This is a genomic window from Streptomyces sp. NPDC026092, from assembly GCF_040638605.1.
Lineage (GTDB): Bacteria > Actinomycetota > Actinomycetes > Streptomycetales > Streptomycetaceae > Streptomyces.
In genome coordinates this window covers 440,144-462,507 of record NZ_JBEZYN010000001.1, presented here as the reverse complement: position 1 = coordinate 462,507, position 22,364 = coordinate 440,144, and the positions used below count along the sequence as shown (strand labels likewise).

Annotated in this window: 22 protein-coding genes; 13 read left to right on the top strand and 9 right to left on the bottom strand. The window is 73.0% G+C overall.

All coding sequences use genetic code 11. The annotated features are described in order from the left end of the window. Window positions 1-15: 15 nt before the first annotated feature. Together AB0F56_RS02005 and AB0F56_RS02000 are read right to left on the bottom strand one after the other, a co-directional pair. Window positions 16-756: a dienelactone hydrolase family protein gene (locus tag AB0F56_RS02005; RefSeq protein WP_362002953.1), complete on the bottom strand. Its 741-nt coding sequence runs from the start codon at window positions 754-756 to the stop codon at window positions 16-18. Between the two features lie 316 nt (window positions 757-1,072). Continuing rightward, entirely contained in the window at window positions 1,073-1,624 is a 552-nt protein-coding gene (locus tag AB0F56_RS02000; RefSeq protein ID WP_362002951.1) for an ATP-binding protein, read from the bottom strand. Between the two features lie 212 nt (window positions 1,625-1,836). Between AB0F56_RS02000 and AB0F56_RS01995 the strand changes: the two genes are divergently transcribed. Beyond that, entirely contained in the window at window positions 1,837-2,808 is a 972-nt protein-coding gene (locus AB0F56_RS01995) for an alpha/beta hydrolase (RefSeq protein ID WP_362002950.1), read from the top strand. A gap of 84 nt (window positions 2,809-2,892) precedes the next feature. On the opposite strand, the gene AB0F56_RS01990 is transcribed toward AB0F56_RS01995, so the two are convergent. The 3 genes from AB0F56_RS01990 to AB0F56_RS01980 form a co-directional block, all read right to left on the bottom strand. Beyond that, a complete protein-coding gene (locus AB0F56_RS01990; RefSeq protein ID WP_362002948.1) occupies window positions 2,893-3,900 on the bottom strand; it encodes a LacI family DNA-binding transcriptional regulator in 1,008 nt (335 codons plus the stop codon). Between the two features lie 217 nt (window positions 3,901-4,117). Then, window positions 4,118-5,716, bottom strand: coding sequence for a carboxylesterase family protein (locus AB0F56_RS01985; RefSeq protein ID WP_362002946.1), 1,599 nt, complete (start codon window positions 5,714-5,716; stop codon window positions 4,118-4,120). 122 nt (window positions 5,717-5,838) lie between these two features. Beyond that, complete coding sequence (locus AB0F56_RS01980) at window positions 5,839-6,564, bottom strand: phosphatase PAP2 family protein (RefSeq protein ID WP_362002944.1); 726 nt, start codon at window positions 6,562-6,564, stop codon at window positions 5,839-5,841. Window positions 6,565-7,128: 564 nt separating this feature from the next. On the opposite strand from AB0F56_RS01980, the gene AB0F56_RS01975 reads away from it, so the two are divergent. From AB0F56_RS01975 to AB0F56_RS01965, 3 genes are all read left to right on the top strand, one after another. Continuing rightward, window positions 7,129-8,385: an MFS transporter gene (locus AB0F56_RS01975; RefSeq protein ID WP_362002943.1), complete on the top strand. Its 1,257-nt coding sequence runs from the start codon at window positions 7,129-7,131 to the stop codon at window positions 8,383-8,385. 188 nt (window positions 8,386-8,573) lie between these two features. Next, a complete protein-coding gene (gene surE, locus AB0F56_RS01970; protein ID WP_362002941.1) occupies window positions 8,574-9,488 on the top strand; it encodes a 5'/3'-nucleotidase SurE in 915 nt (304 codons plus the stop codon). A gap of 211 nt (window positions 9,489-9,699) precedes the next feature. Then, entirely contained in the window at window positions 9,700-11,328 is a 1,629-nt protein-coding gene (locus AB0F56_RS01965) for a carboxylesterase family protein (protein WP_362002939.1), read from the top strand. Between the two features lie 66 nt (window positions 11,329-11,394). On the opposite strand, the gene AB0F56_RS01960 is transcribed toward AB0F56_RS01965, so the two are convergent. Further along, window positions 11,395-12,492: an endonuclease/exonuclease/phosphatase family protein gene (locus AB0F56_RS01960; RefSeq protein WP_362002937.1), complete on the bottom strand. Its 1,098-nt coding sequence runs from the start codon at window positions 12,490-12,492 to the stop codon at window positions 11,395-11,397. A 185-nt stretch (window positions 12,493-12,677) separates the two neighbouring features. Between AB0F56_RS01960 and AB0F56_RS01955 the strand changes: the two genes are divergently transcribed. From AB0F56_RS01955 to AB0F56_RS01945, 3 genes are read left to right on the top strand one after another with little or no spacing between them, the layout of a single operon-like run. Next, a complete protein-coding gene (locus AB0F56_RS01955) occupies window positions 12,678-13,460 on the top strand; it encodes an aminotransferase class IV (RefSeq protein WP_362002936.1) in 783 nt (260 codons plus the stop codon). 46 nt (window positions 13,461-13,506) lie between these two features. Next, window positions 13,507-14,139: a hypothetical protein gene (locus tag AB0F56_RS01950; protein WP_362002935.1), complete on the top strand. Its 633-nt coding sequence runs from the start codon at window positions 13,507-13,509 to the stop codon at window positions 14,137-14,139. A 52-nt stretch (window positions 14,140-14,191) separates the two neighbouring features. Further along, a complete protein-coding gene (locus AB0F56_RS01945) occupies window positions 14,192-14,893 on the top strand; it encodes a 2-phosphosulfolactate phosphatase (protein WP_362002933.1) in 702 nt (233 codons plus the stop codon). 51 nt (window positions 14,894-14,944) lie between these two features. Here the strand turns inward: AB0F56_RS01945 and AB0F56_RS01940 are convergent, their stop codons facing one another. Together AB0F56_RS01940 and sigJ are read right to left on the bottom strand one after the other, a co-directional pair. Further along, on the bottom strand, window positions 14,945-15,490 hold the full coding sequence (locus AB0F56_RS01940) for a GNAT family N-acetyltransferase (protein WP_362002931.1): 546 nt from the start codon (window positions 15,488-15,490) through the stop codon (window positions 14,945-14,947). Further along, entirely contained in the window at window positions 15,487-16,434 is a 948-nt protein-coding gene (gene sigJ / locus AB0F56_RS01935; RefSeq protein WP_362002930.1) for an RNA polymerase sigma factor SigJ, read from the bottom strand. Before sigJ ends, AB0F56_RS01940 begins: the two co-directional genes overlap by 4 nt. 124 nt (window positions 16,435-16,558) lie before the next feature. Here sigJ and AB0F56_RS01930 point away from each other — a divergent pair, with 124 nt between their 5' ends. The 6 genes from AB0F56_RS01930 to AB0F56_RS01905 all read left to right on the top strand — a co-directional run bounded on the left by AB0F56_RS01930 (window position 16,559) and on the right by AB0F56_RS01905 (window position 21,714). Continuing rightward, entirely contained in the window at window positions 16,559-16,975 is a 417-nt protein-coding gene (locus AB0F56_RS01930; RefSeq protein ID WP_362002928.1) for a hypothetical protein, read from the top strand. A gap of 85 nt (window positions 16,976-17,060) precedes the next feature. Then, the gene (locus tag AB0F56_RS01925; RefSeq protein WP_362002927.1) at window positions 17,061-17,543 is read left to right on the top strand and encodes a hypothetical protein; all 483 of its coding nucleotides are present in this window, start codon (window positions 17,061-17,063) and stop codon (window positions 17,541-17,543) included. A 79-nt stretch (window positions 17,544-17,622) separates the two neighbouring features. Further along, window positions 17,623-18,309: a GntR family transcriptional regulator gene (locus tag AB0F56_RS01920; protein WP_362002925.1), complete on the top strand. Its 687-nt coding sequence runs from the start codon at window positions 17,623-17,625 to the stop codon at window positions 18,307-18,309. 137 nt (window positions 18,310-18,446) lie between these two features. Further along, window positions 18,447-19,742 carry an amidohydrolase family protein gene (locus AB0F56_RS01915; protein ID WP_362002923.1) on the top strand — a complete coding sequence of 432 codons (1,296 nt, stop codon included), beginning with the start codon at window positions 18,447-18,449 and terminating at the stop codon, window positions 19,740-19,742. 296 nt (window positions 19,743-20,038) lie between these two features. After that, on the top strand, window positions 20,039-21,373 hold the full coding sequence (locus AB0F56_RS01910) for an amidohydrolase family protein (protein WP_362002921.1): 1,335 nt from the start codon (window positions 20,039-20,041) through the stop codon (window positions 21,371-21,373). A 107-nt stretch (window positions 21,374-21,480) separates the two neighbouring features. After that, window positions 21,481-21,714: a hypothetical protein gene (locus AB0F56_RS01905; protein WP_362002920.1), complete on the top strand. Its 234-nt coding sequence runs from the start codon at window positions 21,481-21,483 to the stop codon at window positions 21,712-21,714. A gap of 48 nt (window positions 21,715-21,762) precedes the next feature. Here AB0F56_RS01905 and AB0F56_RS01900 read toward each other — a convergent pair whose 3' ends face one another. Beyond that, window positions 21,763-22,326: a DoxX family membrane protein gene (locus AB0F56_RS01900; RefSeq protein ID WP_362002918.1), complete on the bottom strand. Its 564-nt coding sequence runs from the start codon at window positions 22,324-22,326 to the stop codon at window positions 21,763-21,765. Window positions 22,327-22,364 lie beyond the last annotated feature (38 nt).

Genomic DNA, 22,364 nt, shown 5'->3' with positions numbered 1-22,364 from the left:
CTGTGCCCCGGAGCCTCAGCCGGTGCCCAGGGTGCGGTCCAGGAGAGGGAGCAGGTGGTCCCAGTGGCGCTGCAGCCCGGAGGCGCTGAAAGCGTCGGTGTCGGACATGGTGAAGCCGTGGATCGTGCCGGGGTAGATCGTGGAGGTGTAGCTGACACCTGCGGCATCCAGGTCCTGGTTGAGCCGGCCAAGGGCCTCGGGTGTCACGTCGCCTTCGGCGTGGCCGAGGTGGACCTGGGCGGTGAGCTTGGAGAACGGGCCGGGCCCATCGGCGGCCACGGGGGCGTGGAACGCAGCGAGGGCAGCGACCTGGCCGGGGTGGGCCGCGGCGGTGCGCATCGCCAAGAGGCCGCCTATGCAGTAGCCGGTCACCGCGACCGGGCCCACGCCGACCTCGGGCTGGGCAGTGAGGAACCTGAGGTAGGCGCCGGCGTCGCTCAGGACGCGGTCGGCGGTGTGCGCCTCGATCAAGGGCATCAGCCGGTCGAAGATCGCGGGCCTGGCCTCTTCTCCGATGTGCTCGGGAAGCTCGATCACCGGCGCCGGGCCGTGCCGGTAGAAGAGGTTGGGGACGAGCACGTAGTACCCGTGCCCGGCCAGTTCGCGGGCCATCTCCCGCAGTACGGGCCGGATGCCGAAGCCGTCCGCGTACATCAGCACCCCTGGATGCTGCTGGCCACGGTCGGGGAACGCGGCGAATGCGTCGGCTCGGCCGTCCGCGGTGGGAATCTGGAACGTCTTGGTGGACGTGGACATGAACTCTCCTGTCGTGGTTGATCTGTCGAGCCTCTGATCAACACGACGGAGGCGGAGCCCGCGCAGCAGCACAGGATCCTCGATCGAGCAACGGGCCCGCACCGGCCCGTACGGCGCTCAGAAGAGCACCGGGTCACCAATCCGTGTGTGGCGCGACGCCGTCCCGGTAGTCATCCCGACAACATAGTCCACGCGGACGGCACGGCGGGCGCCCCGAGGCCGTCGACGACGACATGGCCGCTTGCGCACGGTCCTTGCGGGCCAACGGAGTTGGCCCGCGCCGCAGATCACGCAGAGGCCCGTCAGGAGGCAGCCGTCAGGCGATCGGGACCCGAATCCGCACGACCTTCCCCGTCGCCGCGCGGAATGCCGCCAGCCGGCCGCCCGCCTCGTCGACCAGGAAGCTCGTGATCGCGAGCCCGCGACCGCCCTCCGCCTCCGCGTCGACGTCCATGTCGGCGTCCGGGTCGGCCTCCGAGTCGGTGCCCTGGGTGAGGCACGGCAGGTGAGGGTCCCCGTCGGCGACGTCGAGCTGGAGCCGACCGCCGCCGAGGGAGACCGTGACCCGCAGCCGGCCGCCCGCGCCGCCCGCGTGCCGGACGGCGTTGGACAGGAGTTCCGTGCCGGCCAGGAGCAGCAGGTCGACGCAGGGAAGCGCGACGCCCCAGGCTTCGAGCGTCCGGCGCAGGCGCGCCCGCACCCGGGGGACCTCGAAGGCCGCACCCCACGCGGCCCAGCAGGCGAGGCGGCGCCCCGGAGACGGCGGAGCGGGCACGGACGGCGGGACGGAAGGGGCGGGCGACCCAGCGCGTGAGCGCGGCAGCGGGACGGCCGGGGACTGCGCGGCGACGAGCATGGGACCAGGCATGGGAACTCCCTGACGAGGGGGCGACGCACACCGAGATGTCTCGTGTAACCTCCGGGTCACACATCAGCCGACTCAATCGACGTCCGAGACGTTTACTACGCCGCACATATTGTGTTACACGTGTAACACCGTACGACGGACCGCCTTGAGATCACAAGGCATTTCGGACATTCAATGGAAATCCGGCCACACACCCGCAGAAAGAGGCGGTCATGACGCAGTCACCTCCCCTTGCCCCGGCCGTGCAACCGGCCCCCGGACCCGAGTCCGGATGGCCGCCGCCGCCCTACCGCGCCCCCTCTGCGCCGCTGGTCGGCCAGGACGGTGTGCGCCACTTCGACGGACTGACCTACGCGAGCACGGCGGGATACCGGCCCTGCCTGCTCGATGTCCACGTGCCGGCGTCCGAGGGGCCGGTGCCCGCCGTCGTGTGGATCCACGGAGGCGGCTGGCTGGAGGGCGACCGCCGCTACCCGCCGCCGACCGTGCCGGTCGAGCTGCTGCACGGCACCGTCCTGGGCGCCGGCCTCGCCCTGGTCAGCATCGACTACCGGCACGGGCTCGAGGCTCCGTTCCCGGCGCAGCTGCACGACACGAAGGCGGCCATCCGCTACGTCCGCCAGTTCGCCGCCGAGCTCGGCATCGACGGGGACCGGATCGCGGTCATGGGCGAGTCGGCGGGCGGCCACCTCGCCGCACTGGCCGGACTCGCGCGGCCGGGCGCCACCCAGGACACGGCGGCGCTGGAGGGCGGCGTCGGCGTCCGGGACCAGGACAGCGCCGTGCAGGCCGTCGTCGCCTGGTACCCGGCCACGGACATCGGCCCGCTGCTCGGGCACCCGCTGCCGATGCCGCCCGCACCCGACGGCTCCGCCTACCCCAACCCCTTCGACGCCCTGCTGGGCGGCACGCCCGAGCAGCGGCCAGGGCTCGCCCGCGCCGCCAGCCCGGTCACCTACGCGGGCGGCACGACCCCGCCCCCGTTCCTCCTGGTCCACGGGACCGCGGACCAGCTGCTGCCGTACAGCCAGAGCGAGGCCCTCGCCGAGGCCCTCCGCGAGGCGGGCGGAGACGTCACCCTGCGGCCGGTGGAGAACGCCGACCACATCTTCCTCGGCGCTCCGGACGTGACGCCGATCGTCAGCGAGAGCGTCGACTTCCTCGCCCGCCGCCTCGGCGCCTGAGCACCGCCGTCGCCGAACACCCCGCGCGGGGCGCCGACATGACGGCGCCCCGCGCTCCGCACGAACAAGCCGGGAGCCGATGGCTCACGAGGACCGGCGGTGCACCAGGACGGGTTCCATGCCCGGCACCTGCGGCGACGTGCCCCGGTCCACCAGCTCGTGCAGGGCGTCGGCCACCTGCGCGGGCGTCGGCAGGTCGAGCCGTACGGACGTCAACGGCGGCTGCTGCATGGACGACAGGACCAGGTCGTCACAGCCGACGACCGCGACGTCCTCCGGGACGGCGACGCCCGCGTCGCGCAGGGCGTGCAGCAGCAGCGCGGCGTACTCGTCGTTGTAGGCGAACACCCCGTCCAGGTCCAACTCTCGCCAGCGCCCGGCGAGTTCGGCGGCGGACTCGTGCGTGTAGGACAGCTCCACCGGGGTGATCGTCGCCGTGCTGCGGGCGGCCACGCCCTCGGCGCCGACGAGGCGCGGCCGGGCGAAGGTCTCCAGGCCGCGCTCCTGCGGCATGACCACGCCGATCCTCCGGCGCCCCTGCGCCAGCAGGTGCTCGACGGCGACCGCGCCGATCCGCGTCTGGTCGAAGTCGACGACGTGGGCGCCGGGCACCTCCCGGGACGCGAAGGCCAGCACGCCGCGCACCCCCGCCCGGCTGAGCACCTCCACGGCCTGCCCCGACAGACTGTCGCCGTCCAGGGCCACCACCGCCGCGGGACGGAGCTCCGCCCAGGCGCGGGCCGAGCTCACCACGTCGGGGAACCGCCCCGCGTGCAGGACGAGGACGTACCCATGGCGCTCCAGCTCGCTCTCCAGGTCGTCGACCCACATGCTGACCAGGCGCCCGGCCGCGGAGACCGACGCGGGGATGAGCACGAGGTTGCTGCGGCCCGCCCTGAGCGACCGGGCCGCGGCGTGCGGTACGTAGCCGAGCTGCTCGGCCGCCGCCAGCACCCGGGCCCGCGTGGTCTCGCCGACCCGGTGGGCCTGCGTGTTGTTGAGGACGAAGGACACCGTCGCCCGCGACACTCCCGCCAGGCGCGCCACATCGGCGCTCGTGACGGCCGCCCCGGCGGTCGGCTTCTTGCCCATGACGTCCCCTGCCCGGTCTCCTCGTCGGCCGGTCGGCCACCGTCCAGGTTACACGCGTTAGCGGCGGGGCGGACGGGGACGCCGACGGCCCCGGGCTCGTTCTCGTGGCCCGGGGTCGGCAGGGGTACGCGTCGCAGGTGATCACGGTCGGTTGGTTACACGTGAAACGTCCGAGCGTGAGGCGATACGAGACGTTGGGACGACCGTGACTACTCGACTACTCGGCCACCGCCGGGCGCCGGCCGTGCAGGCGCCGGGCATGTCCGGCGAGGTCGTCCACGGGGAGGGTGACGGAGTCGAACCGCATGGTGGTGCGCCCGTCCTTCCGGTACGGCTCCCAGGTCGGCAGTCCCGCATGGTTCGGGTCGCCGGTCCTGGCGAAGGCGATCCACGCCCGGTGCATGCTCTGCGCAAGCCCCTCCCCCACCGTCGGGTCGATCCCTTCGACGAGCGGAGCGTGCGCCCAGGTGGCGAAGTTGTCGAAGACGAAGGGGAGTTCCAGACAGTGGGCGGCGGCGAGCCTCCCCTGGTGGGCGGGGGTCGGGAAGTCGAACTGGTACGCCCACACCGGGCGCCCGGACGCCGCCCTGGCCTCGGCCAGTTCCAGACAGGGCACGCGGAACAGCTCGTCCGTGATGAGGTCCATGAGCACGTCCACCGGCCGGGCGCCGGGGCGGGTTCGCGCGTACTCCTCGTACACCTCGGCCGCCTGTCCCGCGCCGAACGTCTCCGCGATGCGGTCGACGACCTGCTCGCGGGTGGCCTGCGCGTATCCCGGGTCCAGGGCGAAGCCGAAGTTGGCCTCCTCCCGGGTCCAGCCGATGAGGACGTCGATGTCGTCCGCCGCCGGCCCGTCGAGGAGGGCGTGCGCGGGATGCCGGAAGAGCGTGACGTCGTCCCGTACGGGAAGGAACGGGGTGGGCCAGTACCCCCAGCGCATGGTGAGCCCGAAGAGCGCGCCCGCCGCCTCGATCAACCGCGGCCAGGGCAGGGCGCGGAGTTCGTCGGCGTCCTTCACCCCGGCGAACCGCAGGTAGGCCTCGACGCGCTCCTCGTACTCGACGGGGGTGGGGATGTGCAGCCCGAAGGGCGGGCTCTGCAGGATGACCCGCTGGAACAGTTTCCGCGCCTCGGGGTGTCCGGCCAGGGCGGCCGTGGACATCGCGCCGCCCGACTGGCCGGCGACCGTGACGCGGTCGGGGTCCCCGCCGAAGTGCTCGATGTTGTCGCGCACCCAACGCAGCGCGGCCAGCTGGTCGGTGAGCCAGAAGTTGGCCGGATGCCCGCCAGCGTCGGCCTGGCCGTCGACCCCCTCGACCTCGTAGGCAGCCTCGCCGGCCTCCCCAGAGAAGGAGAGGTAGCCGAGCGGCCCGATACGGTAGTTGACGGTGACGACGACCAGGTCGCCGTCGCGGGCGAAGGTCTCACCGGAGTAGATGGGCAACGATCCCGAGCCGGAGACGAACCCGCCGCCGTGGATCCAGACCAGCACCGGCCGCCGCGCGGCGTCGGGAGCCGGCGTCCAGACATTCAGCGTCAGGCAGTCGTCGTCGAACGGCGGTTGCCCGTGACCGCCCAGGACGGGGTCGCCGCCCTCGATGTACATCTGCGGCGCACTGGGGCCGTACGCGGTCGCGTCCCGCGTGCCGCTCCAGCCGGGGTGCGGCCGGGCGGCGCGCCAGCGCAGGTCGCCCACCGGGGGCTCGGCGTACGGCACGCCCTTGAACACCGCGACGCCGCCCTCGGTCCGGCCGCGCAGCCGCCCGGCCGGCAGCCCGACGACGACGGAAGCCGCCTCCTCTTGCATGTCAGCCATGCCTGTCCTCCTTGGTCCATCGTTCGCCGGGCGCATCCGCGCCGCCACACGGGCCGGACAGCAAGGCTATGCATCATTCATGACGATCGTCAATCATTCACTATACGAGAGTGCCCGCAGCCTCAGTCCCAGAGGCGGCCCGACGCCGAACGGGCGGCCTCCTCCTCCAAGAGGCGGGCGAACGCGCACCACACCAGCAGGGAGACGCCCGCACCCATGGCGGCACCGGCCACGGCGTCGCTCAGCCACTGGGCGTGCAGCCAGGTGCGGCTCCAGATCGTGGCGGCCACCAGGGCGGCGGCGAAGAGCCACCACCAGCGCCGCGCGACCGGCGGAAAGAGCACCACGCCGGCCGTCACCACGAGCGCCGTCACCGTGAAGGCCTGGCCGGACGGGAAGGAGCCGCCGCCCACCAGGACCCACGGCTCCGGTGGGCGCGGGCGGTCGATGAACTGCTTCACGGGAAGTACCACCAGGATGTCGGCCACCACGCAGGCGGCGAAGACGAAGGCCCCCGATCTCCAGCGCCCGTAAACGGCGAGACAGCCCGCGAGGACCAGCGGCACGACCATGCCAAGGGGCCCGCCGAGGACGTCGAGAGCGCGCGCGAGCCCGGTCACCGCGTCGCCCGGCGAGCCGTGGATCGCGCGCATCCAGAGATCGTCGACGCGCTGGAAGAACGGTGCGCCCTCACCGAGGGTGGCGAGCCCGACCGCCAGGCCGGCGGCCGTCAGCGCCGATCCGGCCAGAACGGCGCGCCGGGGCGGTGCGGCCGGAACGGGGTGCCGCGCCGGCTCGGGAGGAGGTGGCGGAGGCGGCGGGACGGGAACGGCGGGCGAAAGGGACATGGCTGACCTCCGGGAAATGCGGGGGAACCGCGACGCCGACGCGGCGCGGCGCGGCGGTGCGGTGCGGTGCGGTGCGGGAGATGCGAGCGGGAGCGGGCGGCGACGGTGGCCGCGCGGCGAGGGAGAGCAGGGAGCGCGCGGGGCGGTCCCGCCGTGCGCGGTGATCGACCCGCACGGCGCTTTCAGGCCAAGGCTGAACCTTCGCGGCACTCGGCACAAGAGCGACCCGTGAGTAGCTACACGTGTTAGCAACGGAGCCACTCCGCGCGGTCACAGTCGCCATTCAAATGCCTTGAACCCCTACCCAAAGGAGTTCACGAGTGCTACACAATGCTGCAAGCCGGAATTAACACGTGTAACTAGATGGTCGCATCACCGCGTCCCTCCGTAGTCGCCGTCACGCGAAAGCCCCAGGCGCGAAGCACGTCCCCCCGGCCGCCATCCCCTCATCGCTCCAGCTCGTAGCTCAGCGCTCACCGCTCAGCTCCGTCCCCCGAGGAGTCGCCATGCACGCCCCGATCCCCCGCCGCGCGGACGACGCGCCCGCATCCCCCGGTGGTCACCGTGACTGCAGATGAACTGATCCAGCCCGACGCGGCAGCGCAGGCGCAGGAGCCCGCGCCGCGGCAGCGCGGCCTCATGCTGCTCCTCCTGCTCGCGAACGCCTCCATGCTCGCCGTGTACATGGGCGTCGGCTCCGTACTCCTGCCGACGCACATCGCCACCCTCGATCCGGCGAACAAGGTCGCCATCCTCGGCATCGTGGGCGGGGTGAGCGCGGTGTTCGCCACCGCGTTCAATCCGATCGCCGGCGCCCTGTCGGACCGGACCGGACGCCGCAACCCGTGGATCCTCGGCGGCGCGCTCGCCTCCCTCGCCGGCCTCGCTCTCCTCGGCAGCGTCCAGACGGTGCTGATGGTCGGCATCGCGTGGTGCCTGGTGCAGGCGACCATGAACATCTACCAGGCCGCCGTCACGGCCATCGTGCCCGACCGCGTCCCCGCCGCCCGCCGGGGCACGGCCTCCGCCCTGGTCGGCCTGGCGCTGCCCGTCGGCGGCACCGCCGGCGTGATGATCGCCTCGCAGACGGCGGGCACGCCGACGATCGGCTACCTGGTGCTCGGCGCGCTGGCGGCCGGGGCGGCGCTGCTGCTCACGACCTTCTGCCGCGACGTACCGCGGCGCGCGGCCGCGCCCTCTCCGTCCGCACGGAAGCGCGAGCGCCTGGGCGCCTTCCTGTCCGCGCTGTCCCACCACGACTTCCGTTGGGCCTTCATCGGCCGCGCGCTGATGGTGCTCGGCTACTTCTCGGTGATCGGCTACCAGCTGTACATCCTCGACGACCACATCGCGCTGCCCGACGGGCTGACTCCGCCCGAGGCGATGGCGATCCTCACGCCGGTGTCGATGGCGGCGATGGCGCTGTCGACGGTCGTCGGCGGTCTGCTGTCCGACCGCTGGGACCGGCGGAAGATCTTCGTCGGCGTGTCCGCGGCGCTCGCCGGGGCCGCGATGGCGATCCCCGCGATCAGCCCGACCTGGACCGGCATGCTGGTCTTCAGCGCCCTCAACGGCCTGGGCTTCGGCTGCTTCATGGCGGTGGACACCGCGGTGGTGACCCTGGTCCTGCCCCGGGCCGAGGACGCCGCCCGCGACATGGGTGTCCTGAACGTCGCCAACGCGGGGCCGCAGATCGTCGCCCCGTTCGTGGCCTCCGCGATCGTGACCGCGCTCGGCGGCTACACGCCGCTGTTCATCATCGGCGGCGCCCTGTCCTTGCTGGGCGCGCTCTCCGTGGTCCTCATCCGCGGGGTCCGCTGACCGGCCGTACCGCCGTACTGGTCCTACCGGCCCTACCGGTCTACCGGCCGTACCGCCCGCACGAGGCATCGGCCGTACGGCTGCCACCAAGCCCGCCGGGCGCATGTCGAGGGGGCGTGCGCCCGGCGATCTCCACCCCTCCCCCTCCTTCCTCCCAGCTTCTCCTCCCGCATCGAAGGAGCAACTCCGTGAGACGCAAGCGCGCTCTGCCCCTGGCCGCTCTGCTGCTGTGCACGCCCGCCCTGGCCGGCACGGTGCCGACGAGCGCCGCCGCGGCGGCCGCACCCGCCGCCCCGGCCGGCCCGCTGCGCATCCTGCTGACCAACGACGACGGCTACAACGCCCCTGGTATCCGCCTGATGTTCCAGCGGCTGACCGCCGCGGGGCACGACGTCACCATCGTCGCCCCGCTCACCAATCAGAGCGGCGCCGGGACGAAGCTGATGAGCGGCAGCACCGTCAAGGTCGAGCACCCCGAGCCGCGGGTGTGGGCCGTGGACGGCACGCCCGGCGACTCGGTGTCGTTCGGCCTCGCCGCGGTGTTCGGCGACCGCGCCCCTGACCTGGTGGTCTCCGGCACCAACTTGGGGCCCAACGTGGCCGCCCTGGCGACCCATTCCGGCACGGTCGGCGGCGCGATCGCCGCTGTGGAGCGCGGTGTGCCCGCGATCGCGGTGAGCACCGGCGAGCTCGCGGTCCCGGTTCCCGAGCAGATCTTCAACGCCATGCGGCCCACCAACGACTTCACCGTCAAGCTCATCGACCGGCTGCGCGCGCAGGCGAGGAACGGCCGGCTGCTGCCGGAGGGTGTGGGCCTGAACGTGAACCACCCCGTGGTCGGTGCGGACGGCACGGGCACCGCCCGCGGTGCCTCTGTCACCACCCAGGATCCGCAGCCCGGCCTCGCGGCGGAGTACACCGACAACGGCGACGGGACCTGGAAGGTCGGCGTCGGCCTGGTCACGGCGCCCGACCGGAAGGGCGGCGACGTGGAGGCGGTTCGCGCGGACAAGGTGTCCGTCGCCCCCATCTCCCCCGACTGGAACACCGGCACCGCGGAGTTCGCCAAGGTCGCGACGCTCCTGGGCGGCCTGCGCCCGTAGGCAGGCGCTGCGTTCGTAGGCGGGCGCTGCGCCCGTAGGCGGGCCCGCACGCCCGCTCACGCCCGCGCACGCCCGCTCCCCGTCCCGGCGGACCGCGTCCGCCAGTCCACCGGTCCGCCGGTCCGCCGGTCCGCCGGTCCGCCGGTCCGCCGGGACACCGCCCCACGACTGTCATGTGCTCGACACCCCTCATGGAGGAGAGTTGACAAGGATGACGCGCTCGATCGTTCCCTCCGTGGCGCCGGCTCTGGTGCTCGCCGTCACCGCCCTGTTCACGCACCCGGCGGTCGCCGCCCCGTCCCGGCAGGGCGTCGCCACGGCGCGCCCGGTCGTCACCACGGACCAGGGCCGGATCGCCGGCCAGGTCAACGGCCGGGCCGAGGAGTTCCTGGGCGTCCCGTACGCCGCACCGCCCGTGGACGACCTCCGGTTCCGTCCGCCTCGCCCGGCCGCGCGGTGGTCCGGGACGCGGGAGGCCACCCGGCAGGCTCCCGCGTGCGTGCAGTTCCTGCCCGTCGGGCTCAGCGACCCGGAGTACGTCAGCGAGGACTGCCTCTACCTGGACGTGTACCGGCCCCGTCACTCCCGTCCGGGTGACCGTCTGCCCGTACTGCTCTGGAACCACGGCGGGGCCTTCGTCATCGGCACCGGCACCCAGTTCGGCGGCCGGACCATGGCGGACCTCACCGGCAGCGTCGTGGTGAGCGTCAACTACCGCCTGGGACAGCTCGGTTTCCTCGCCGCGCCCGAACTCACCCGGGAGAACGGCCTCGGCTCCGGGTCGTACGGACTCCTGGACCAGATCGCGGCACTGAACTGGACCCGCGACAACATCGCCGCCTTCGGCGGCAACCCCGCCAACATCACCCTCTGGGGCCAGTCCGCCGGCAGCGCCTCGGTCTGCGCCATGCTCACCTCCCCGCGCGCCGCCGGGCTGTTCTCCCGCGCCGTGCTCCAGAGCGGACCGTGCACGCTGCTCCGCGCGCCCGGCTCCGCCCGGGCCGCCGAGGCGGCGGGCGACTTCGCGGCCGCGGCGGGCTGCCCCGACCCGGCCACCCGCGCGGCCTGCCTCCGTACGGTCCCGGCGACCGATCTGATCGCCGCCGCCCGCACCCGTACCTCCGCCGGGCCCGCCTACGGTGACGGTCTGCTCCCGATCCAGCCGTCCGAGGCGATCGCCTCCGGCCGGTGGAACAAGGTCCCGGTCCTGATCGGCAGCACCCGGGCCGAGGCCAAGTTCTTCCTGGCCGGGACCCATCCGTACCTCACGGCGCGGGAGTACACCGACCAGATCAACGCCACGTACGGTCCGGCGGCGCCGCAGGTGCTGGCGCGCTATCCCGTGGCGGGCTACCCCTCTCCGTTCGATGCGATGTCGGCGGTCGTCACCGACTCCACCTTCGCCTGCCACACGCTCGAAACGGCGCGTTCCTTCGCCTCGCAGGTGCCGACCTACGTCTACGAGTTCGACGACCCCCGGTCCCCCACGCTCCTCGGGGTCCAGCCGCCGGGGGTGGACATGGCCAACGCGCACAGCGCGGAACTCGCCTACGTCCACGACTTCAGCCTGACCGACCGCCCGCTCACCGCCGAACAGCGCGCCTTCGCGGACGACATCAAGCGCCGCTGGGGAGCGTTCGCCCGCACCGGCGACCCCAACATCCCCGGCGCGACCCGCTGGCCGGCGACCCTCGGGCGGCACACGGTCCTGACCCTCAACCCCGAGCGCACCCGTACGTCCACGACGTTCGCGGCCGACCACCAGTGCGGCTTCTGGGCGGGCGCGGCCTCCCCCGGCAACGGCGCCGACGCCGACGCCGGCGGCAAGAAGAGGAGCTGAAACCGAACGCCCTGCTCCGGGCGAGGTTCCGGAGCAGGGCGGCGGGGTGTGGCGGCTGCCGGGGGGTCAGCCCTTGTTACGGGACGTGGACACCCGGAAGGTGCTGAGGACGGCCTTGTGGTCCGTCGGCCAGGTCCAGGTCGGCTCGTGGAACGGCTCCCGTCCCGTCTCCTCCACCCGCTCGTTGCGGACGATCGAGGTGGACGGGCCGACGATCACGCTGTCGAGGAGGCGGATGCGCCGGTCCGGGTGGTAGAAGACGAAGTCGATCCGGTCGCGCTCGTCGGCCTTCGGCGCCCAGGTGAGCTGTCCGGGCTCGGCGCCCGCGTTGTCGCTGGGCCAGGTGAAGCCGGGCGTGCGGACGGGGTCGGGGTGGATCTCGCGGTAGCTGTCGCGGAATCCGGCGTCCTCGATCGCCTTGGTCGTCGTCCACCGGACGACGGTGCCGTTGTGGTCGAACAGGTTCCGCGTCTTGCGGGTCCAGTCCAGGTGGGACGGCTCGTTGAAGTCGCCGGCCAGCATGGTGAGGCGGCCGCGGCGGCGCTCCTTGGCGGCGTCCGCGAGGACCGTCTTGGTGACCTGCGTACGGCCGGAGGCCTCGTTGATCCGGTTGATCAGGTCGACGTCGGTGATCGGCCCGGTCGGTATCTCGTCCCAGCCGTACTCGGAGGTCTCCAGGGGCGCCGGGGTGCCGCCGCCGTACCCGCGCGGCAGGTAGTTGGCGTAGTAGCGGTACTCGAGGTGCCCGGAGTAGGCCGCGACCTCGGTGCCGTCGACGTCGATGACCGCCTTCGACCAGGACGGGAAGGACTGGTGCTCGATGATCGGGTAGCGCGAGATCACCGCCGGGTCGGTCGGGTTCTGGTTGTCGTGGTAGGTCAGCCCGCGGGCCGCGAGGTCGGCGAGGGTGTTGGCGACCCGCTCCGGGTTCGACTCGCTGAGCATGACCACGTCCGGCTCGACCGCGGCGATCGTGTCGGCGATGCCCGCCCGGCCGCCGACGACCTGGCTGCCACCCAGCCAGATGTTGAACTGCAGGACCTTCAGCGTCCGGTGCGCCGGCTGCGGCCGACCACCCCGGGACGCGGCCTGGGCCGTGCCCGCCCCCACCACTCCCGCACCGACGGTCGCGCCGACCACCCCGAGCAGCTCACGACGCCTCATCTTGCACGACCTCCGTCAATCGTCATATGCCAATGGCCTTCGGACGCAGTGTTGAGGCGTCCCGCGTCCGGCGGGTGAACCTGGGTGGAACCGGCGGGGTGATCGCCGTGTCCGAGTCCCGCGCAGGCACCTGACGAAACCCTGCAATGCGCCAGGTGGGCGGGGCGGCGGGGGAGACTGCCGGCATGGCCACTGTCAATGGAGAACCCGCGTCCGTCGCTCAGCTGACGGCCCTCGCCCTCACCAACTACGGGCACTTCACGACCATGCGAGTGGAGGACGGCGCGGTCCCCGGACTCTCCCTCCATCTCGACCGGCTCGTGCGGGACTGCGCCGATGTCTTCGGGGCGGAGCTCGACACGGAGCGCGTGCGCGGCTGGGTACGGGAGGAGGTCGGCGGGCGGGCCGGGGCGACGACCGTGCGCGTCACCGTCTTCGATCCCGCCCTCGACATCGCCCGCCCGGGCGAGGGGGCCGACCCACATGTGCTGGTGACCACCCGCCCGGCGGGCGTCCTGCCCGCACCTCCGCTGCGGGTGGCGGCGCTCCGGTACGTCCGGGACGCCGCCGAGGTGAAGCACACGGCGCTCTTCGGTCAGCTCAGGATGCGGCGCGAGGCGCGGCGGGGCGGGTACGACGATGTCCTGTTCACCGGGCCCGACGGCCTGGTGTCGGAGGGGTGCACCTGGAACGTGGGGTTCGTGGACCGGGACGGTCGCGTGGTGTGGCCGGAGGCGGACGTGCTCCCCGGAGTGACCATGCGCCTGCTGCGCGCGGCCGACCCCGGCTCCACCGTCCGCGCCGTCCACGTCGACGAACTGCCCTCCCTGCGCGCCGCGTTCGCCACGAGCGCCGGGATCGGGGTGCGCGCGCTGGAGGCCGTCGACGGCGTGCGTTTCGCCGCCGACGACCCGGTGATCGGGGCGCTCCAGGAGGCGTACGCGGTGCTGCCCGCCGAGCGGCTGTGACGGTCCTCCGTCCTACGATCTTCCCAGGGGGTGGCACCCTTGCGTCGTGCTGATTCAGGGATACGACGACAGCCCGCTGGTCGCGGGGGAATCATTGCCGGCTCGCCCGGGCTTCTGGTCGAACCACCTGCTGGCGATCCCCGGCGACGGAACGCGTGCCGAGCGTGCGGTGACTGAGTGGTTCGGGGGCGACGACGCCGATGCCGACGCGATGAGCGAGGTCCTCTTCGACCCGCAACGCTGGCCGGTGTTCCGCGTACCCGCCGATGACGGCCCCGGAGCCGTGGTGATCTACCGCAACCTGGTCGGCGACTACGGCATCGACTACCTGCTCACCCACCCCGGCGGCGGCTGCGAAGGTCACGTGTCCGGCAGCGGGCTCACGTGGCACGAGCTGGTCCGGATCGCCGACAACCCGTCGGCCACGGCCGAAGGCGTGAAGGACACGGCCGCACGCCTCCTCCTTCTCCTCCCCCTCCTCAACGACATGGACGTACCGGATGAGGCGCTGCCCCGGCTCAGCGCCGACCTGGTCTCGGCCGGAGCGCCGCAGGAGACCGCTGACACCGCGGCGGAGCACCTGCTCGGCAACCTGACGCAGGGACCGTGGCACGATCCCTCGTGGGCTTCACCGCTGAGCAACGGCCAGCGGGGGACCACTCGCCGACAGCCGACGTGATGCGCATCAATCTCCCGGCGCTACGGAGTGGGCATGCGCGATCATGAGCGGCATGGACGCTCGTTTCCTCGGTATCGCCGAGCTCGCCGAAGTCCCGTCCGTGGCGGTCGTGGTGGACGTCATGCGTGCGTTCACCGTGGCTGCCTGGGCCTTTGCCCAGGGGGCGGAGAAGATCGTTCTCGCCGAGTCCCTGGACGGAGCCCTGGCGCTCAAGGGTGATCACCCGGACTGGGTGGCGATCAAGGACGGTCCGCCCGCGCCCGGGTTCGACACCGTCAACTCCCCGGCGCTGCTGCGGTCCATGGACCTCGGCGGGCGGACCGTCGTGCAGAAGACGACGGCGGGGACGGTCGGCGCCCTCGCCGTCAAGGACGCGCCGCTGGTGCTGTGCGCGAGCTTCGTGGTCGCGGAGGCGACGGCCCGGCTCTTGCGGACGCGCGCGAGCGACGGCGTCACGTTCGTGGTCACCGGCGAGGACGGGCGCGCCGAGGAAGACCTGGCGTGCGCTCAGTACATCGCCCGGAGGGCCACCGATGCCGGGACGGCCGCCGCCGCGTTCCTCCGCCGGGCCGCCACATCACGCGCCGCCGCTGATCTGGCGAACGGGGTGCGCCAAGGATCCCACCCTGACGACGTCGCGCTCTGTCTTGAGGTCGACCGCTTCCCCTTCGCCATGGTGGCCGCGCAGGAGGGCTCGCTCACGGTCCTGCGTCCGCGCACACTGCCTCCGCTGACGGACGTAGCCCCGGTCTGACCGCGCAGGAGAGCAAGCACCACCGTGCCGGGCACGCGGATCACTCACATATCAGAGAGGGTCCAGGACCATCAGAACCTCATCCCGCGTGTCGTCGGGTCCGAAGCGCAGGGCTCCGGGCCAACGACCCACCTCTCGCCACCCGAGGCGGCCGTAGAACTCCTCCAGTCCCTCCCCACCCCGCGCCGCGAGACGGAGCTGTTCGAGCCCCCACTCGTCCCGGGCGACCTTCCGCAGCTCCCCCATGAGTGCGGAGCCGACACCACGGCCGCGGAGGCTGGGATCGGTCTGGAGGTGATGGACCGTACCCCAGTGCGCGACAAGCCGAAACGGATCACGGTTGAGGACGACCCACCCCGCGAGAGAGTCTCCGAATCTGGCGATGACGAGCCGGCTGCGTGAGGGGTGGAGACGGCCCAGCAGCTCGTCCGCGACGGGATCGACGTCGACGTCGTCCACGGGCGGGAACGGAAATCCCGCAGCACCGCCCGAGTTCGTGACGGCGATCCAGCAGTCGACGAGCCGGCGCCTCAGCCCCGGACTGACCGCGTGCGGCTCACACAGCTGCGTGAGGTCGGGCACGATCTCCTGCTTCATACCGACCCGCCCTCCTTTGCCTCGCCGCCGCATGGCGCGTTCCACGAGCGGAGCTTCTCCGGGTTGCGGACGGCCCAGATGCGGGTGACGCGGGTGTCGGTGACGTCGAAGGCCGCCACGGTGACCGTGACGTCGGTGTGTTGGGCGACCAGGCCCGGGCGGCCGTTGACCGTGCGTTCCAGGAGGGTGAGGCCGGGGGCGAGGGAGGCGATCTGGATCAGGTACTCGGCGATGCGCTCGGCGCCCTCGACCGGGCGGAGGGCCGTGCCGACCTTGCCGCCGCCGTCGGCGATCATCGCCGCGTCGGGGTCGAGGAGGCCGACGAGGGCCTCGATGTCCCGGGCCTCCCACGCCTGCTTGAAGTGCCGTACGAGACCGGCCTGTCCGGCCACCGGAGGCGACGGGTCCTTCGCGGCGCGCATGCGCCGGCGGGCCGAGGACGCCAGCTGCCGGCAGGCCGCGGGCGTCCGGCCGACGATCTCCGCGATGTCGGCGAAGGGGTACTGGAAGACGTCGTGCAGCACGAACGCCACCCGCTCGGCGGGCGTCATCGACTCCAGTACGACCAGGAAGGCCATGCTGACCGACTCGTCAAGCGTGATCCGGTCGGCCGGGTCGGCCCCGGTGTCCGACGAGCGGGCGCCGCTCCACTCCGTACGGTCGGGCAGCGGCTCGGGTATCCACGCGCCGACGTAGCGCTCGCGCCGCGCCCGCGCCGAACCGAGCACGTCCAGGCAGACACGGCCGGCCACCGTCGTCAGCCACGCGCCGGGGGACTCGATGGCCTCGCGCTTCTGCGGCGACATCGCGTACCAGCGGGTGTACGTCTCCTGCACGGCGTCCTCGGCCTCGGCGAGCGAACCGAGCAGCCGGTAGGCGAGGTTCGTCAACTGCCGCCGCTCCGCGACGATCGCGCCGAGTCCCGGCTCGGTCAGGTTGTCCATGGTCGTTGCCGCTCCGCTCCCCGTAGTACGTCGTCTCGTCCGTCTCCGCTGCCGCGCCTCACATTTCGCGGGCCTGCGTCGTCGGACTTCCGAGACAGTACCGACAGAGAGAAGAGGACCCGTCATGGCCACCACCCGGACGACGGAAGTACACGACACCACACCGTTCTTGCGGGTCTCGATCGTCCTGCAGACCGCCGCCCTCTTCTTTCAGGCGGTCACCGCCGGAATGCTGCTGTCCTCGTCGCTCGGGGCAACGCTGCACGATGTCGGATCCCGCGTGATGTACGGAGCGTCGATGCTGTACGTCCTCGCCGCGATCCTCGCGTGGCGGCCGGGCGGCGGTTCGCCCCGCCCCATCCTGTACGCGACCGGCTTCCTCGTTCTCGCCTCGGTGCAGGTGATCCTGGGCATCGCGCACGTGCCGTCGCTCCATGTTCCCCTGGGAATACTGATGTTCGGGCTGAGCATGCTGGCACTCGGCCAGGTGGTGACCCGTGGGTCCCGTCGGTCGTGGGGGCGCGTCGGCACGGGGGCGTAGGGGCGGGGCGGTCGCGTTCACTCGTCATGGTGGCCGGGGGCCGTGCGCGCGGCCTCGGCGGCGGGGTTCGGGCAACGTGAGCCGCATGGACCGCCGAACGACTCTCGTCCTGCTCACCGCGCTGCTCACGAGCGGCTGCGTCGCCGTCCCGCATCCTTCCGCCCCGGGTCCGTCGGCCCGGGGCGGTGAGGTCTCGCCTGCTGCCGTACGGCCTCCCTCGCCGCTGCCCGAGTGGCCCGCGCCGCCGGAGGCCGAGCCCCGGGAGACGCTCGCCGCCACGGGGCCGGAGGGTGAACGCGGGGCCGAGCCCGAGCGGACGCGCGCGAAGGCGAAGGCCAAGGGGCGGGCGTCGGCGCCCACCTCGTCCTCCCGGCCCAAGGGCACCCAGCCACCGCCCCCTCGGCGACAGCCGAAGAAGCCCGCGAAGCCTGGGACGGCCACAAAGTCCGCGAAGCCCACGCGCACCGAGTCGCCGACCGGGTTGCGGGCCCTGTGCCGGCAGGCCGAGGGGTCCGGGGCCGTCCCTTCCGGCGTCGTCGAGCTCTGCCGGAAGACGTACGGCCGCTGACGTACAGGAGCGACGTATTCTCGCCACGGGCAGGCTCCCGGTGAGGGGCCCGTGGCGAAGGACGGAAGAAGGCGGCGAAGTGGCAGAGCGCGGCAGCAGTGGCTCGGCGACGGGCGGATCGACCTCGCTCAGCGCGCGGGCGCGGGACGCCGTCCTGCAGCGCATCGTGGACCGGCGGTACGCGCAAGGGGCCCGGCTCGTCGAGCGCGAGGTCGCCGAGGAGTTGAGCATGTCGCGCGTACCCGTACGGGAGGCGCTGCGCGCGCTGGTCGCCGAGGGGCTGCTCGAACTCCTGCCGAACAGCGGTGTCCGCGTACGGCGCCTCGAACGCGACGACGTGGAGCACCTGTACGAGGTGTGGGAGCCGCTCGCCGTCCAGGCGTCGCGGCTCGCCGCCCGGGCTGTGGTGGCGGGCGGTGACAAGGGGCTGCCCGGTCTGGCCGCCCTGGAAGCGTCCCTGCGCCAGGCCGAGTCGGCGGCCGCGGCGGACGAGGGGACGCGGGAGGTGGCCGCGCACACGGCGTTCCACGAGGGCGTCGTGGAGCTGGCGGGCAATCCGCTGCTCGCGCGGACCATGGAGCAGCTGAGCTGGCAGCTGCGGCTGCTCTTCGGCCTGCGCGAGGAACCCGCGCACATGCGGGCCCAACACGCCGAGATGTACCGGCACATCGCCGCCGGCGACGCGGAGGCAGCAGCGGCGAGCACGCTGCTGCACGTGCGGGACAGCAGGGCGGTCGCCCTTCGCTCGCTCTTCGGCTCCGAGTGAGATCTTTGTATACCAGGTGAGGGTCAGAGGTCGCCTCCACCCCGAAATTCCTGCTCTTCTCCTCGCCACCCTTGCTGGCTCTTCCCGGCTTAGTATACAAAACGGAGTGCCACTGTCCCCTTTCCCAGGGAGCCCCCATGTGCGTCGAAGCCACGCCGCCGCCGTCCAGCCGGCTGACCCGCCGCGGTGTCCTCGCGGGTGCGGCCGCGCTCGCCGGGACCATGGCCGCCACCACCGCCACCGGGCCCGCGACCGCCGCCACCGCCTCGGCCACCACAGCCTCCGCCGCTGACGCCCGGCGGTCGGGCGGGAGCCTCCTGATCCGGGGCGGCTCCCTCCTCGACCCGGCCACCGGCGCGGTCGTCGAGGACGCCGCGGTCCTCATAGTGGACGGGACCGTGCGGGCCGCGGGCCCCCAGGGCAGCGTCACCGTCCCCCGTGGTGTCGAGGTCCTCGAAGCGCACGGCCGGTGGATCCTGCCGGGCCTGATCGACGCGCACATCCACCTCAGCACCGCCGCCGAAGCCCGCGACGCCGTCCGCAAGGGCGCGACCAGCGCGCGCAGCGGATCGACCTCGTTCTACCAGGACATCGCCGTCCGCGAACTCGCCCGCCACAGCCCCGCGCTCGCGCCCCGGCTGACGGCCGCCGGAGTCTTCGTCACCCCCGACCTCGGCGACACCGTCCTCGCCGACCCCGACCTCACCCCGCTCGCCCGGCTCAAGGAGGGCGTGCGCTCGGCCGAGGCCCTGCGCAGGGTCGTCGAGGTCAACCTCGCCCGTGGCGCGGACGTCATCAAGACGCGGGTCAACGAGCGCGCCGGCCTTCCGGAGCAGGACCCGCTCGCCCAGGTGTACTCGCACGAGCAACTCTCGGAGATCGTCGCCGCGGCCCGCCGTCACGGCAAGGGCGTCCTGTGCCACAGCTACAGCGAACAGGGCTGCCACGACGCCGTCACCGCCGGCATCCGCTCCCTGGAGCACGGCGCGTTCGTCGGCGAGCGCACGTTGGGCGAGATGCGCCGCAGGGGTACGTTCTTCACGCCCACCCTCACCGCCATCGCCGGCCTGGCCGAGTCCGCCGACCCCGTGCTCGCCGAGCGGGGCCGCACGTACCTCCCCGTCCTGAAGCGCGCGGTCCTCGCGGCGTACGAACTCGGCGTCCCGCTCGCCGCCGGCACCGACTCCTCCGGCGGGACCGTGCGCCCGATCGGCCGCGAGGTCGAGTTGATGCGCGCGGCCGGCCTTCCGGCCCTGGCCGCGATCCGCACCGCCACGACGGGCGCGGCCCGCCTCCTGGGCCTCGAACGCACGGCAGGCCGTCTCGCACGGGGCTTCACGGGCGACGCGATCCTCGTCGACGGCGACCCCCTGACCGACGTCACCGTCCTCAAGCAACCGGCCCGAGTGGTACGGGCGGGCATCGCCCTCTGACCACGCCGCGCGGGCTCGCGAACAGGGTCCTCCGCTGACGCCGCCACGCGGCCGTAGCAGGGGTTCGCCCGCCGACCCAGCCGCACGGGCTCGCGTACGGGTTCGCCCGCTGACGTCGCCGCGCGGCCCAGACCAGCCTCGCCCTCCAACCTCCTCGCCCCGCGACCCCACTACGGGGTCGTCGCACAACCTCCCGCCTACAGGCCCGGTACGACCCGCCTTCTCACAGCCGCGGCCGCGCCGCCGCCAGCCGAAGGCCTGGCCGGATGCACCCGCCCCCTCCCCAAGGAGTCCCCATGCAGCCCACCTCCCCCTCCCCCAGCGCGCTCTCCCGCCGCACGATGCTGGCCGGCGCCGCCGCGCTCGCCGGGGCGACGGCCACAGCGGGCGCCGCAGCCGCACCCGCCACTGCGGCTGCACCCACCGCCGCCAACCGCGCCGACCGGCGCAGCAAGGCCGTCGTCTTCCGTGACGTGCGCGTGTTCGGCGCCGCCAAGGCCACGGACCTCGTGGTCGTCGACGGGCGGATTGCGAGCGGTCCCGCGCCGCGTGGGGCGAAGGTCGTCGACGGGGGTGGGCGGATCGTGCTGCCCTCGCTCGTGGACGCGCACATCCACCCCGACAAGACGACCTGGGGCGGCTCCTGGGTCTCGCGGCGGCCGGCGAGCGGGATCGCCGACTACGTCGCCCAGGACGTGGAGTTGTTCCGCAGCCAGCGCCGCCCCGTCGCGAAGCGGGCGTACGGGCTCATGACCCATGCCGTCACGCGCGGTACGCGGGCGATGCGCGCCCACGCCGATGTGGCCCCGGCCTACGGGCTCGCGGGTGTCGAGGGCGTCGCGGAGGCCCGGGAGCGGCTGCGTCACGCGCTCGACGTGCAGATCGTGGCCTTCCCGCAGCACGGTGTCGTCCGCACGCCGGGTACGGCGGAGCTGCTGGAGGAGGCGGCGCGTTCGGGGGCCATCGACATGATCGGCGGCATCGACCCGATCGGCTTCGACGACGCCCTCGACGAGCAGCTCGACCTCGTCTTCGGCATCGCGGAGCGCCACGGCATCGGCGTGGACATCCACCTCCACGACCGCGGCGACAAGGGCATGCGGGCCATGCGCGGCATCGTCGAGCGGACGCGCGCCCTGTCCCTCGCCGGCAAGGTCACCGTCAGCCACGTCTTCTGCCTTCCGGGCCTGACGGACAAGGAACTCGGCTCCATCGCCGCCGACTTGGGCGAGCAGGACATCGCGCTCACCACGGTGGCGCCGTCCGACTCCCTCGTGCTGCCGATCGCCCGGCTGCGCGAGCACGGCGTCCGGGTCGGGCTCGGCTCCGACGGGGTGCGCGACTCCTGGAGCCCGTTCGGGAACGCCGACATGCTCCACCGCGCGCACCTGCTCGGGTGGGTGACGGACGTGCGCCTCGACGAGGAGCTGGCGAACTGTTACCGCGTCGCCGCCCACGGCGGCGCGGACGTGATGGGCCTCGCCCATGCCGACCTCGCGCCCGGCGCCCCGGCCGACTTCGTGCTCGTCGCGGGCGAGTGCCTGCCCCAGGTCGTGGTGGACATGCCCCGGCGCGACATGGTCGTCCACGGTGGGGTCGTCGTCGCCCGCGACGGGGAGTTTCTCGACTGACGCGTGCCCGCGTGTGTGCGTCAGCGCGTCAGGCGTCAGTGCGTCACCATGGACCGGTGGTGTCCGTGAGCGGCACGGCGCCGGAAAACGGGTCAAGGGGACGGCAGTTGGCTTCGCTGGTCTATTTCCGCAAGGTCGCCGAGGCGGAGCGCTCGGTCGAATACGCCTTCGGTTCCGCCCCGGCGGAGACACCCCGTCTCCTCACCATGGACACGACCAGCCGCCGAGCCCACCCGGTGGACGGCACGGTCGACTACGCGTTCCTCAAGGCCTCGCGCAAGATCAACGCCTTGTACGACACCTCGGGGCGATGGCCCGAGCACGGAATGAGCGCGAGCTGAACGTGTGACGGCCACGCCCGACCGGAGCCCGTGTCGGCCGTCCTCACGTCAGGCGGTGCCCTCCTCCGGCGCCCCGCCCTCCTCGGCCTCCGCCTCGTGCGCCGCCTCCGCCCTCCCCTGGGCGCGGCGGCCCACGACGGCGGCGGCCGCGAGGGCGCTGCCGAGGAAGGCGGTCGCCACGACCCAGGGGCGGTCCAGGACGTGACCGGTGGCGTGGTCGAGGGAGTAGCGGCCGGCGCCCGCGATACCGATGGCGGCCGCCGAGAAGCCGAGGAACGCCGGGTACTCGTAGCCACCGCCCGCGGCGAAGAAGCCCGCCGGGAGGTGGACGGCGACCGCGCCCGCCATCGCCCCGGCCGCGGCGGCGCCGGCCGCCGGGGTGGCCAGGCCGAGGGCCAGCAGGACCCCGCCGCCCGCCTCGCCGAGGCCCGCGGCGATCGCGCTCTCGCGCGGCGGATGGAAGCCCATCGCCTCCATGCCCTTCGCCGTGGCCTCCACCCCGCCGCCCCCGAACCAGCCGAAGAGCTTCTGCGTCCCGTGCGCGGCGAGTACGGCACCGGTGCCGACCCGCAGGACCAGAAGCCCGAGGTCGCGTCGGTTGAGGGTGGTCATCTGGGTCTCCCTGGGCAGAGCCGACGGCGTACGTACGT

Excerpts from the sequence above, each read along its gene's own strand:
- AB0F56_RS02005 (WP_362002953.1), bottom strand. The coding sequence starts at position 756 with ATGTCCACGTCCACCAAGACGTTCCAGATTCCCACCGCGGACGGCCGA.
- AB0F56_RS02000 (WP_362002951.1), bottom strand. The coding sequence starts at position 1,624 with ATGCCTGGTCCCATGCTCGTCGCCGCGCAGTCCCCGGCCGTCCCGCTG.
- AB0F56_RS01995 (WP_362002950.1), top strand. The coding sequence starts at position 1,837 with ATGACGCAGTCACCTCCCCTTGCCCCGGCCGTGCAACCGGCCCCCGGA.
- AB0F56_RS01990 (WP_362002948.1), bottom strand. The coding sequence starts at position 3,900 with ATGGGCAAGAAGCCGACCGCCGGGGCGGCCGTCACGAGCGCCGATGTG.
- AB0F56_RS01985 (WP_362002946.1), bottom strand. The coding sequence starts at position 5,716 with ATGGCTGACATGCAAGAGGAGGCGGCTTCCGTCGTCGTCGGGCTGCCG.
- AB0F56_RS01980 (WP_362002944.1), bottom strand. The coding sequence starts at position 6,564 with ATGTCCCTTTCGCCCGCCGTTCCCGTCCCGCCGCCTCCGCCACCTCCT.
- AB0F56_RS01965 (WP_362002939.1), top strand. The coding sequence starts at position 9,700 with ATGACGCGCTCGATCGTTCCCTCCGTGGCGCCGGCTCTGGTGCTCGCC.
- AB0F56_RS01960 (WP_362002937.1), bottom strand. The coding sequence starts at position 12,492 with ATGAGGCGTCGTGAGCTGCTCGGGGTGGTCGGCGCGACCGTCGGTGCG.
- AB0F56_RS01955 (WP_362002936.1), top strand. The coding sequence starts at position 12,678 with ATGGCCACTGTCAATGGAGAACCCGCGTCCGTCGCTCAGCTGACGGCC.
- AB0F56_RS01945 (WP_362002933.1), top strand. The coding sequence starts at position 14,192 with ATGGACGCTCGTTTCCTCGGTATCGCCGAGCTCGCCGAAGTCCCGTCC.
- AB0F56_RS01940 (WP_362002931.1), bottom strand. The coding sequence starts at position 15,490 with ATGAAGCAGGAGATCGTGCCCGACCTCACGCAGCTGTGTGAGCCGCAC.
- sigJ (WP_362002930.1), bottom strand. The coding sequence starts at position 16,434 with ATGGACAACCTGACCGAGCCGGGACTCGGCGCGATCGTCGCGGAGCGG.
- AB0F56_RS01930 (WP_362002928.1), top strand. The coding sequence starts at position 16,559 with ATGGCCACCACCCGGACGACGGAAGTACACGACACCACACCGTTCTTG.
- AB0F56_RS01925 (WP_362002927.1), top strand. The coding sequence starts at position 17,061 with ATGGACCGCCGAACGACTCTCGTCCTGCTCACCGCGCTGCTCACGAGC.
- AB0F56_RS01915 (WP_362002923.1), top strand. The coding sequence starts at position 18,447 with ATGTGCGTCGAAGCCACGCCGCCGCCGTCCAGCCGGCTGACCCGCCGC.
- AB0F56_RS01910 (WP_362002921.1), top strand. The coding sequence starts at position 20,039 with ATGCAGCCCACCTCCCCCTCCCCCAGCGCGCTCTCCCGCCGCACGATG.
- AB0F56_RS01900 (WP_362002918.1), bottom strand. The coding sequence starts at position 22,326 with ATGACCACCCTCAACCGACGCGACCTCGGGCTTCTGGTCCTGCGGGTC.